The following is a 10,060-nucleotide window of genomic DNA, read 5'->3' as shown; positions in this document are numbered from 1 at the left end:
GTGATCGACCTGCTGGAAGAAACCACTGCCATCTTCGATAGCTACACCCACGAGGCGCTGCTGTTTTCCTCGCTGGGCAGTCTGGCGGTGCTGTTGCTGCTGGGCCTGACCTGCGGCTGGCGGCAGGCAGTGCGGGTCACCATTCCGCTGGCCTGCGCGGTGCTGTGCGTAGTGGCGATTTTCGACGCCAGCGGCATCAAGCTGACCATCCTGCATCTGGTCGGCTTGCTGCTGGTGGTGGCCATCGGCTCCAACTACGCGCTGTTCTTTGCCAACAAGCAGCAGCTGGGTAGCGCCGCCGAACAACGCCAGGTCGAGGTATCGCTGGTGGTGGCCAACCTGGCGACGGTGACCAGCTTCGGCCTGCTGGGGACCTCCAGCGTGCCGGTGTTGTCCTTCATCGGCAGCACGGTGGCGATCGGCGCTTTGCTGGCGCTGGTGTTTTCCGCAATGATGGCGAGGATGCAGCCAGGTGCGCACCATTGAGGATTGCTGCCAGCCGGCAGCGCGGGCGGACAGCCTGCTGGTACTGTTGCCGCCGGCCAAGGCCAGCCTGGAAGACCTGCTGGCGCAGGGCATGGTGGCGGCGGTGCGCCAGCGTGGTTTGCCGCTGGACATCGTGCTGGCCGAAGTGGGTTACCAGCAGGTGATGGCCGGTACCGTGGCCGAAAGCCTGCAGCAGGCCGTAATGGCGCCGGCACTGGCGGCCGGCTACCGCCAGATCTGGCTGGCAGGCATCTCGCTGGGCGCCTTTAATGCGCTGCACTATGCTGCCAGCTACGCCGCGCTCTGCGGCCAACGTCTGGCCGGCATCAAGCTGCTGGCGCCGTACCCGGGTACGGCCGACATCCTGCAGGAAATCACCGCCGCCGGCGGACCGCGGGCCTGGGCTGACAATCCGCACACATCGCGGCAGCACGAGCGCATCTGGTGGCACTGGCTGTGCCGGCAGACCGGCGACGCGACGGACTGCCCGGTGTGGCTGGGGCTGGCGGACGAAGACCGTTTTATTGCCGGCCAGCAGTTACTGGCTGGCCTGCTGCCGCCGGCGCGCGTGCAGCGCACCGCGGGCGAACATAACTGGCCGGCGTGGTTGCACTTGTGGCAGCACTGGCTGGATCACGGGCCGTTGGCCGCTGGCACTGTTGCCCTGGCGGCGAAGGAGCAAGCATGACTTCCTGGCGCTTATCGCCGTTTCTCAAACTGTGTGTCGCCGTGCATGCCGCGCTGCTGCTGGCATGGTTGGCCGCACCACAGTACTGGCCGTGGCTGCTGCTGGCGCTGTTGCTGCTGCACGGCGGCATCGCGCTGGCCGGGCTGCTGCCACGCTGTGCGCTGCTGGGGCCGAATCTTACCCGGCTGCCAGCGGCCGCCATCCGCCGTGGCGAAGTGGCGATTACCATCGATGACGGTCCGGACCCGGCGGTCACCCCGGCGGTGCTGGACATCCTGCGCCAGTACCGGGCGCCGGCGACCTTCTTCTGCATCGGCGAGCGCGCGCAGCGTCACCCCGAGCTGTGCCGCCGTGCGGTGGCCGAGGGGCATGACATCGAAAACCACGGCCAGCGCCACCGCAAGCACACTTCGTTGTTCGGGCCGGCCGGCTGGCATGGCGAAGTCGGCGGCGGGCAGGGCACGCTGCAGGCGATTACCGGACGCTCGCCGCGCTTCTACCGGCCGATTGCCGGGCTGCGCAATCCGTTTCTCGACCCGCTGCTGCAGCGCAGCGGGGTGTTTCTTGCGAGCTGGACCCGCCGCGGCTATGATACGCGCGCCCGCGATCCGGACACGGTGTATGCCCGTCTGGTGCGCAATCTGGCCGCGGGCGACATCCTGTTGCTGCACGATGGCAATGCCGCGCGCACTGCCGACGGCAAGCCGCTGATCCTGGCCGTTTTGCCGCGTCTGCTGGACGAGTTGGCCGCACGCGGCCTGAAACCGGTAACCCTGCGCCAGGCCTGCGAGACTGACTGACCGGCTGCTGTTCGCCGCCGCGATTGTCTTTCGCCAACCCATGCTGATCTCTCCCGCCGCTTATGCAAGCTCTCCGACTTAGTGCCTACACCCTGACCAGTGCCGTGGGCGCCGGCCTGGCTTCCCATCTCGACGCCATGCGCCGGCAACGCGGTGGCATCGTCAGAAAACGCTGGGAAACCGTCGATTTCGATGTCTGCGTCGGCGAAGTCGACGGCGTCGATGACGTTGCCTTGCCGCCGGAGCTGGCGGCCTACGATTGCCGCAACAACCGCCTGGCACAGCTGGGACTGGCGCAGGATGGCTTCATCGCCAGCGTGCAGCAGGCGGTGGCGCGGTATGGCGCCGGCCGGGTGGGGGTGTTTCTCGGCTCCAGTACCTCCGGCATTCTCAGCTCCGAGGTGGCCTACCGCCAGCGCGATCCGGCCACCGGCGCGTTGCCGGCAGATCATCATTACCGCGAAACCCACAACGCCTACTCGGTGGCGGACTTTGTACGCCATTTCTTTGCGCTGAGCGGGCCGGCGGTGGTGGTCTCTACCGCTTGTTCCTCCAGCGCCAAGGTGTTCGGTAGCGCACAGCGCATGATCGCCGCCGACCTGATCGATGCCGCCATCGTCGGCGGTGTGGACACCCTGTGCCTGACCACCATTTACGGCTTCTCCTCGCTGCAACTGGTGTCGTCCAACCCGTGCCGGCCGTTCGATGGCGAGCGTGACGGCATCTCGGTGGGCGAGGGCGCGGCGTTCGCCCTGCTGGAGCGTGGCGACGAGGCGCAGGATGGCGACATCCTGCTCACCGGCGTCGGCGAGAGCAGCGATGCCTACCACATGTCGTCGCCGCATCCGGAAGGGCTGGGCGCCAGGGCGGCCATGCAGCAAGCCTTACAGCAGGCCGGCCTCGCAGCGGCGGACATCGACTACATCAATCTGCATGGCACTGCCACGCCCAGCAATGATGCGGCGGAAGGTGCCGCGGTGCTGGCGCTGTTCGGCGACGCCACGCCGTGCAGCTCCACCAAGGGCCATACCGGTCATACCCTGGGGGCCGCCGGTGGTATCGAGGCACTGATCTGTGCGCTGGCGCTGCAGCACGGGGTAATGCCGGGCGGGGTGGGCACGCAGACGCTGGATGCACGGCTGCCATGCAACTACCTGCTGCAGACGGCAGAGCGTCCGCTGCGCCATGTGTTGAGCAACTCGTTCGGTTTTGGCGGCAGCAACTGCAGTCTGGTTTTCTCGCGGGTGGGGGCATGATGGCGTCAGCGAATGCGGTAACGATTTATCTTGATGGCCTGAGCCTGCTCGGGCCGGGCATGCACGACTGGGCGTCGGCTGCCGCCTGCCTGCTGGGGCAGGCGCCGTATCAGCCGGCACCGGTAACGCTGGCGGCGCCGGCCATTCTGCCGGCCACCGAGCGGCGCCGGGTTGGTGCGGCAGTGAAGCTGTCGATGGCGGTGGGGTTGGCCGCAGTGGAGGCCGCCGGCAGTCATGCGGCCAACCTGCCCAATGTGTTCAGCTCTACCGGCGGCGATTGCGACAACTGCCACAACCTGCTGGAAGTGCTGGCTTCCGGCGAGCGGCTGATTTCGCCGACCCGCTTCCACAATTCGGTGCATAACGCACCGGCCGGCTACTGGGGCATCGCCACCGGCTGTACCGAGGCGTCCACCAGCCTGGCCGCTTACGACGCGACTTTCGCTGCCGGCTTGCTGGAGACCGTTACCCAGGCGCACAGCGCCGGCAAGTCCTGTCTGCTGGTGGCTTTCGATACCGCCTATCCGGAACCGCTGTTTTCATTCCGGCCGATTCCCTATTCAATGGGCGTGGGCATGGTGTTGAGTCCGCAGCGCAGCGCTGCCAGCGTGGCCGAGCTGCGCATCGGCATCAGCCAGGAGCCGGCCACTGTCATGGCCGATGCCCAGCTGGAAGAGCTGCGGCAGCGTATTCCCTGCGCGCGCAGCCTGCCGCTGTTGCAACGGCTGGCTGGCGGCCAGCCGGGGCGGGTGGTGCTCGACTATCTGGACGGCTGCCGCCTTGCCATCGAGGTGGCAGCATGATGGGGCCGGTGATGGATCAGGCCTGGATCGCCGCGCGCATTCCGCATCAGGGCAGTATGTGCCTGTTGTCTGAGGTGGTGAGCTGGAGCGAGGACGACATCGTCTGCTTCGCCGACAGCCATCAGCTGCCGGATAACCCGCTGCGTGCGGCTGGTCGTCTCGGCGTGGCCAATGCCATCGAGTACGCCGCGCAGGCGATGGCGGTGCATGGCGCGCTGCTGGCCGGCGATGCCGCGCCGGCCCGTGCCGGTTATCTCACCAGTGTGCGCGAACTGAGCTGGCATTGCCGCCAGCTGGACGGGTTGGCCGCACCGCTGCGCATTCACGCCGAGCGGCTGTCCGGCAGCCCGGTAAATGCCATGTATCGCTTTACCCTGCATGCCGGCGAGCGCCTGCTGGTCAGCGGCCGCCTGGGCGTGGTGCTGGACGCCGACGCACTGGCCGGCAAGCGCAACTCTTGAGAACAAGCATGAAACGAGCCTTGATTACCGGTGGCAGCGGTGCCATCGGCGCAGTCATCAGCCAGCGGCTGGCAGCCGACGGTTTCCACGTCATCATCCACGCCAACAGCAATCTGGCGGCGGCCGAGCAACTGGGGCAGTCATTGCGCCAGCAGGGCTACTCGGCACAGGCGGTGCAGTTCGATGTGGCCGATGCCGCCGCTACCTCGGCCGCGCTGGAGTCCCTGCTGGAACAGGGCCCGGTGCAGGTGCTGGTGAACAACGCCGGCATCCACGACGACGCGGTGTTTCCGGGCATGCAGGCGGCGCAGTGGCACCGCGTGATCGACGTGTCGCTGCATGGCTTCTTCAATGTCACCCAGCCGCTGACCATGCCGATGATCCGCACCCGCTGGGGGCGCATCATCAACATCACCTCGGTGGCGGCGCTGGCCGGCAACCGTGGCCAGACCAACTACGCCGCCGCCAAGAGCGCGCTGCACGGCGCCACCAAGTCGCTGTCGCTGGAACTGGCCAGCCGTGGTATCACCGTCAATGCGGTGGCGCCCGGCATCATTGCCTCGGACATGACCAAGGACGTGTTCGACAAGGAAATGGTGGCACAGCTGGTGCCGATGAAGCGGGTTGGGCGGCCGGAAGAAGTCGCCAGTCTGGTGGCGTTCCTGGCTTCGGAACAGGCCGCTTATATCAGCGGCCAGGTCATTTCCATCAATGGCGGCATGATTTAAGCGTAATTAGGGCACGGGAGAGTTCTGTGGTAATGCCAACTCCTAAACTTACAATCGCATGCGAACTGCTGGATCGTGCTCTTCGCCTCTACTACGAAGGTGATTCCGACTTTGCTGCGCTTCATCTTGCTGGTGCGGCTGAGGAGTTACTTGGTAAGTACGTAGAGGCCTTTGGTGGGGAGTCGTCATTTGCTAACTTGCAGAGTGCTGCTATCCGCCTCTCAAAGTACATTAATGAAGATGGAACAGAGTCGACCCCGAAGGCAATTGCAGGTGTTATGAACCGTGCTAAGAACGCGACAAAGCATATGGAAAAGACGGGGAAAGACCACGTTACTTTCAATGCTCGCACTGAGGCGCATGACCTACTCGACCGAGCCGTATCAAACTACTATCAGGCAATGGATGCATATGATCTGCCGGAAACCGAGTTGATCTGGCGGTTCAGCCAGGAGCGTGCTAGTGGGGTCTAAATAAGCGGAGTTGAGCTCGTCGTTTAAGGAGTCAACCTGCTGTGCTTGCCGCCTGCAGTTGCGTGCGCGGCGCATAGGCCAGCGCCACTTCCAGCTTGGCCACGTCCTGGCCAGCCACCTTTACCTGGGCATTGATCTGAACCAGCAGCGGCGCCATCTGCCGGCAGCTGATAAAGAACGCCACTTCCTGTTCCGGCAGTACCGGCTGCTTGAACCAGCAGTTGCGCACCGCCGCCAGTACGCCTACCGAATCCTCTGGCAGGGTCTTGACGTAAGGGTCGCCGGCCAGCAGGCCCGCGCCGGCGAGCTGCGCCATGGTTTCGATCAGCAGTACGCCGGGCACGATCGGCATGCCGGGAAAGTGGCCTTCGATCACCGCATTGTCGCGCGGCCAACTTGCCAGGCCATGAAACTGGTGCGGCCCGTCGATGGTGAGCTGGCGGCAGACGAAGATGGCGCCGCGGTGCGGCAATATCTGTTCGATATCGCCGCGCTGCAGGTGCATCGGGTACAGGTATGCCGCGCTGCTCATGGCGCGATACGCTTGGCCACCAGCGAGACGTTGCTGCCGCCGAAAGCGAAGGAGTTGGACATGATGGCGCGGATGTCGCAGCCATGGCGTGCCTGCAGCGGGATGTAATCCAGATCGCAGCGCGGGTCCGGCTGTTCCAGCGTGGCGGTGGGCGGCAGCGAGCCGCAGTTCATCGCCATCACGCTGAGGGCGAATTCCAGAATACCGCCGGCGCCGATCAGGTGGCCGTGCATGGCCTTGGTGGAGCTGACTGCCAGCCGCTCTGCCGCGCTGCCAAAGGCACCGCGGATCGACTCGGTTTCGGTGACGTCGCCGGCATCGGTGGCGGTGCCATGCGCGTTCAGGTACTGGATGTCGTCAGGGCTTAGGCCGGCATCGGCAAGCGCCTGCTGCATGGCGTAAATCTGTTCGGCGCTGGAGGGGGCAGTGAGGTGGGCGGCATCGCTGCTGCAACCATAGCCGGCCAGTTCCGCCAGCGGCTGTTGGTCGCGATCGCCGGCGCGTGCGGCGCTTTCCAGCACGATGGCGGCAGCGCCTTCGCCCAGCACGAAGCCGCTGCGATCCTGCGAGAACGGGCGGCAACTGCGCGCAGGGTTGGCCGCATGCGGTTTGGCCATCACCCGCAGTGCATTCCAGGCCAGCAGTGCGCCCGGGGTCAGCATGGCTTCGCAACCCACTACCACGGCGGCATTCAGGTAGCCGTCGCGGATGGCGCGAAAGGCTTCGCCGATGGCGACGCTGGACGAGGCGCAGGCCACGGAGTAGGTGTGGCTGGGGCCGTGCAGGCCGTAGCTCATGGAAATGGCCGCTGCCGGAGCGTTGGCCATCATGCGCGGTACCGATAGCGGATGGACCATCACCGGGTTGCGCTTGCCATCACTGTGTACTGCCGACTGGAAGCGGTCGTACAGACCATCCACGGTATGGGCGCCGCCAAAACCGATGCCGACGAATACGCCGACGCGGCGCGCATCGGCTGGTGCGCTGCCAAAGTTGGCCGCAGCCAGTGCTTCGTTGGCGGCTACCAGCGCAAACTGGCTGGCGCGGTCCAGTCCGGCATGTTTGTTATCCAGCAGGCTGGCCGGTTCGGCAGCGGCCTGTGCCAGCAGCACATTGGGCAGCCATTTTGCAATGTCGGGGGTGGCGGCGCCGATGGCGCAGTGTCCGGCCAGCGCCTGGGCAAAGCTGGTTGGCAGGTCGGCGCCCAGCGGGCTGATGGCGCCCATGCCGGTAATCAGCACCTTGGCCACTATTTGCTCGCTTCGAGGCTGAGATCCGGCAGTTCGCCGTTGTTGTGCTCGCGGATGGCGGCCTCAATGTCGGCCAGCATCTCGCGGAAGCTCATCTGCGGATAGCGGGTAGGGTCCGGTAGCTGGAAGCCGCAGCGATCCTCGATTTCGAACAGCATCTCCACCATGTCCAGCGAGTCGAGACCAAGAGCGGAAACCTGCAGTGCCGGGTCGTCAAACAGCGCCGGATTCTTGTCCTTGGTATTGATCAGGTAGTTCTTGATGATTTGTTCAAGCATGCGAATTCGATCCAAAGTGTGGCAAATGCCAGCGTTCGGCAATTATCAAAGGTTGGCGATTATATAGTAAAATTCGCGGCAAATGCGGGGTGGATATCCTGGTTTTGCCGGCATTCCTGCGGCTGGCCGGTATTGCCATGATGGCCGTCAATAACCCGGAAATCAGTCCCGGATGCCGGGTTAATTGCTGGCTATGCCAGACGGTATTAAGTTCGGTGGCCAATAATTATCCGGGGCGAAGTTTGGAATAATGTTGAATTGTTGTTTTCGTTGCGGCCAGGTCATCCTGTTTTATCTGATGCTGTGCTGGCTGGGGGGCATGCTGCTGCTGGGAAATATCCTGGTATTGCCACTGCTGCTGGCGCCGCGCCGCTGGCGGCAACCGCTGGTGCAGTGGGCCATCAGCGCTGTCTGCCGCTGCTTTCTGGCCGGAGCCCAGGCTTCCGGGCTGATGCAGCTGGACCTGCGGGCGCTGGACCGGCTGGCTGGGCGCAAGCAACTGTTACTGGTGCCGAACCATCCCAGCATGATCGACGCTTTTCTGGTGCTGTCGCGTATTCCGCATGCGGTGTGCCTGATGAAGGCCAGCATCAGCTCCAATATGTTTCTCGGCGCCGGTGCCTATCTGGCCGGCTACGTTTCCAACCGCTTTCCGGAGCAGATGTTCCGGGCCGCAATCCGCACCCTGCAGCAGGGCAATGTGCTGATGATATTTCCGGAAGGCACCCGTACCACGCGCCAGCCGGTAAACGAAATTGGCGGCTCGGTGGCATTAATTGCCAGAAAGGCGGCGGTGCCGCTGCAAACCATTATCATTACCACCAATTCCCCTTATCTGAGCAAGGGCTGGAAAATATGGCGCCCGCCGGTATTTCCGCTGATTTACCGTGCGGTGCCCGGACAGGAGTTTTCTGCGCAGGCGCCGCGGGATGAAACCACCCGCTGCTTGCAGCAATATTTCGAACATACGATCCGGCTATCCATTGATCCGGCGCTGCAGCTGAATCAGGACGCGCCACGCGGCCCGCATTCTTGACCGTGGTGCCGGCGATCGGCTAAGTTCGCCCAATTCAAACGGCATCCTTTGGGGTGCGTTTTTCTTTCAGTAATTTCGTGATGCCTATTTCCTCCACCACGCACGTGGTTCTTATTCCAAGCTATAACCCCGGCCCGAAAGTCCTTGAGACCGTGCGCGCCGCCCGCGAGCAGTGGTCACCGGTATGGGTGGTCGTGGACGGCAGTACCGACGGCTCTACCGCCGCATTGCAGCAGTTGGCCGCGACTGACGACGGGCTGCAGGTGTTTGTGCTGCCGGAAAACCGTGGCAAGGGTGCTGCGGTACTGCACGGGCTGGATCAGGCGGCGCGGCAGGGTTTCAGTCATGTGCTATGTATGGACTCCGATGGCCAGCACCCGGCGCAGCTGATTCCGGACTTCATGGCCCGCTCGCAGCAGCAACCGCAAGCGATGGTGCTTGGTTTGCCGGTGTTCGATGCCAGCGCCCCCAGCCTGCGGGTTAAAGGGCGCAAGATTTCCAACTGGTGGGCCAATCTGGAAACCCTGTGGATGGGGATCGGCGATTCGCTGTTCGGTTTCCGCGTCTACCCGGTGGCGCCGCTGCGGCAGATCATGCAGCGGCAGCGCTGGATGCGGCGTTTCGATTTCGATCCGGAGGCCGTGGTGCGGCTGTGCTGGCACGGGGTGCTGCCGGTCAACCTGCCATCGCCGGTGAAGTATTTTCAGGCCGACGAGGGCGGGGTATCGCATTTCAATTACTGGCGCGACAACCGCCTGCTGACCTGGATGCACATCCGCCTGATGTTCGGATTTGCCTTGCGCCTGCCGGTGTTGCTGTGGCGCAAGCTGGCTGGCAAACAGGTTGCCGGCTGATGTGGGTCCGGTTTGACGGTTGGTTGTGCGGTAAGGTTGGCCGCATGCCGGTAGCGGAAGGCTGTGGACTGGACTGCCCCGGCTCCTGTAGGCAATCCTGCTCTATGATTGGACTGTCCCGGGTGCAGTAGACAAACTCCTGCCTTACGCCGAGGCCCGCTCAAAGGCCTCGGGACTGATGCCACCCAGGTGACTGTGGCGGCGGGTGCGATTGTAAAAAGCTTCGATGTAATCGAATACATCTGACTTGGCCAAGTCGCGGGTTTTGTAAATCCGCTTGCGGATACCCTCCTTCTTCAGGCTGCTGAAGAAGGACTCTGCCATAGCATTATCCCAGCAATTGCCACGGCGACTCATGCTGGGCTCAAGGTTGTGGGTGTGACAGAAACGACGCCAGTCATCACTGCCATATTGC

General features: G+C 63.9%; 13 protein-coding genes and 1 pseudogene. 10 read left to right on the top strand and 4 right to left on the bottom strand.

Annotated elements, in window-relative coordinates; genetic code table 11:
* The 8 genes and pseudogenes from HU218_RS13250 to HU218_RS13215 all read left to right on the top strand — a co-directional run.
* A pseudogene (locus tag HU218_RS13250) lies at positions 1 to 486 on the top strand (MMPL family transporter); the annotation flags it as partial.
* Entirely contained in the window at positions 473 to 1,174 is a 702-nt protein-coding gene (locus HU218_RS13245; RefSeq protein WP_174875417.1) for an alpha/beta hydrolase, read from the top strand. The pseudogene HU218_RS13250 and the gene HU218_RS13245, both read left to right, overlap by 14 nt.
* A complete protein-coding gene (locus HU218_RS13240) occupies positions 1,171 to 1,974 on the top strand; it encodes a polysaccharide deacetylase family protein (protein WP_174875416.1) in 804 nt (267 codons plus the stop codon). The genes HU218_RS13245 and HU218_RS13240 overlap by 4 nt, the downstream gene beginning before the upstream one ends.
* A gap of 62 nt (positions 1,975 to 2,036) precedes the next feature.
* Complete coding sequence (locus HU218_RS13235; RefSeq protein WP_174875415.1) at positions 2,037 to 3,230, top strand: beta-ketoacyl-[acyl-carrier-protein] synthase family protein; 1,194 nt, start codon at positions 2,037 to 2,039, stop codon at positions 3,228 to 3,230.
* Positions 3,227 to 4,033, top strand: coding sequence for a beta-ketoacyl synthase chain length factor (locus HU218_RS13230; protein WP_174875414.1), 807 nt, complete (start codon positions 3,227 to 3,229; stop codon positions 4,031 to 4,033). The genes HU218_RS13235 and HU218_RS13230 overlap by 4 nt, the downstream gene beginning before the upstream one ends.
* A gap of 11 nt (positions 4,034 to 4,044) precedes the next feature.
* Positions 4,045 to 4,494, top strand: a complete 450-nt coding sequence (locus tag HU218_RS13225; protein ID WP_246211116.1) for a hotdog family protein — start codon at positions 4,045 to 4,047, stop codon at positions 4,492 to 4,494.
* An 8-nt stretch (positions 4,495 to 4,502) separates the two neighbouring features.
* Complete coding sequence (gene fabG, locus HU218_RS13220; protein WP_174875412.1) at positions 4,503 to 5,222, top strand: 3-oxoacyl-ACP reductase FabG; 720 nt, start codon at positions 4,503 to 4,505, stop codon at positions 5,220 to 5,222.
* A 32-nt stretch (positions 5,223 to 5,254) separates the two neighbouring features.
* The gene (locus HU218_RS13215) at positions 5,255 to 5,695 is read left to right on the top strand and encodes a hypothetical protein (protein ID WP_217450827.1); all 441 of its coding nucleotides are present in this window, start codon (positions 5,255 to 5,257) and stop codon (positions 5,693 to 5,695) included.
* Positions 5,696 to 5,726: 31 nt separating this feature from the next.
* Here HU218_RS13215 and HU218_RS13210 read toward each other — a convergent pair whose 3' ends face one another.
* From HU218_RS13210 to HU218_RS13200, 3 genes are read right to left on the bottom strand one after another with little or no spacing between them, the layout of a single operon-like run.
* Complete coding sequence (locus tag HU218_RS13210; protein WP_174875410.1) at positions 5,727 to 6,227, bottom strand: 3-hydroxyacyl-ACP dehydratase FabZ family protein; 501 nt, start codon at positions 6,225 to 6,227, stop codon at positions 5,727 to 5,729.
* Complete coding sequence (locus tag HU218_RS13205; RefSeq protein WP_174875409.1) at positions 6,224 to 7,477, bottom strand: beta-ketoacyl-[acyl-carrier-protein] synthase family protein; 1,254 nt, start codon at positions 7,475 to 7,477, stop codon at positions 6,224 to 6,226. Before HU218_RS13205 ends, HU218_RS13210 begins: the two co-directional genes overlap by 4 nt.
* Positions 7,477 to 7,755 (bottom strand): acyl carrier protein, encoded by a 279-nt coding sequence (locus HU218_RS13200; protein WP_174875408.1) that lies wholly within the window; start codon positions 7,753 to 7,755, stop codon positions 7,477 to 7,479. The genes HU218_RS13205 and HU218_RS13200 overlap by 1 nt, the downstream gene beginning before the upstream one ends.
* 298 nt (positions 7,756 to 8,053) lie before the next feature.
* Between HU218_RS13200 and HU218_RS13195 the strand changes: the two genes are divergently transcribed.
* Together HU218_RS13195 and HU218_RS13190 are read left to right on the top strand one after the other, a co-directional pair.
* Positions 8,054 to 8,791, top strand: a complete 738-nt coding sequence (locus HU218_RS13195) for a lysophospholipid acyltransferase family protein (protein WP_246211114.1) — start codon at positions 8,054 to 8,056, stop codon at positions 8,789 to 8,791.
* 80 nt (positions 8,792 to 8,871) lie between these two features.
* Positions 8,872 to 9,645, top strand: coding sequence for a glycosyltransferase family 2 protein (locus HU218_RS13190; protein WP_174875406.1), 774 nt, complete (start codon positions 8,872 to 8,874; stop codon positions 9,643 to 9,645).
* 144 nt (positions 9,646 to 9,789) lie between these two features.
* On the opposite strand, the gene HU218_RS13185 is transcribed toward HU218_RS13190, so the two are convergent.
* A partial coding sequence (locus tag HU218_RS13185) for an IS3 family transposase (RefSeq protein WP_174875405.1) occupies positions 9,790 to 10,060 on the bottom strand: 271 nt, incomplete at its 5' end.

Origin of the sequence: Vogesella oryzae (assembly GCF_902829295.1) — a bacterium.
Taxonomy (GTDB): domain Bacteria; phylum Pseudomonadota; class Gammaproteobacteria; order Burkholderiales; family Chromobacteriaceae; genus Vogesella; species Vogesella oryzae.
Note: the sequence above shows the minus strand (reverse complement) of the source record. Positions and strands in the feature narration are given on the sequence as shown.

What these genes read in the sequence shown, in the direction of transcription:
- HU218_RS13240 (WP_174875416.1), top strand. Translation starts at nt 1,171, where the DNA reads ATGACTTCCTGGCGCTTATCGCCGTTTCTCAAACTGTGTGTCGCCGTG.
- HU218_RS13235 (WP_174875415.1), top strand. Translation starts at nt 2,037, where the DNA reads ATGCAAGCTCTCCGACTTAGTGCCTACACCCTGACCAGTGCCGTGGGC.
- HU218_RS13230 (WP_174875414.1), top strand. Translation starts at nt 3,227, where the DNA reads ATGATGGCGTCAGCGAATGCGGTAACGATTTATCTTGATGGCCTGAGC.
- HU218_RS13225 (WP_246211116.1), top strand. Translation starts at nt 4,045, where the DNA reads ATGGATCAGGCCTGGATCGCCGCGCGCATTCCGCATCAGGGCAGTATG.
- fabG (WP_174875412.1), top strand. Translation starts at nt 4,503, where the DNA reads ATGAAACGAGCCTTGATTACCGGTGGCAGCGGTGCCATCGGCGCAGTC.
- HU218_RS13215 (WP_217450827.1), top strand. Translation starts at nt 5,255, where the DNA reads ATGCCAACTCCTAAACTTACAATCGCATGCGAACTGCTGGATCGTGCT.
- HU218_RS13210 (WP_174875410.1), bottom strand. Translation starts at nt 6,227, where the DNA reads ATGAGCAGCGCGGCATACCTGTACCCGATGCACCTGCAGCGCGGCGAT.
- HU218_RS13200 (WP_174875408.1), bottom strand. Translation starts at nt 7,755, where the DNA reads ATGCTTGAACAAATCATCAAGAACTACCTGATCAATACCAAGGACAAG.
- HU218_RS13195 (WP_246211114.1), top strand. Translation starts at nt 8,054, where the DNA reads ATGCTGTGCTGGCTGGGGGGCATGCTGCTGCTGGGAAATATCCTGGTA.
- HU218_RS13190 (WP_174875406.1), top strand. Translation starts at nt 8,872, where the DNA reads ATGCCTATTTCCTCCACCACGCACGTGGTTCTTATTCCAAGCTATAAC.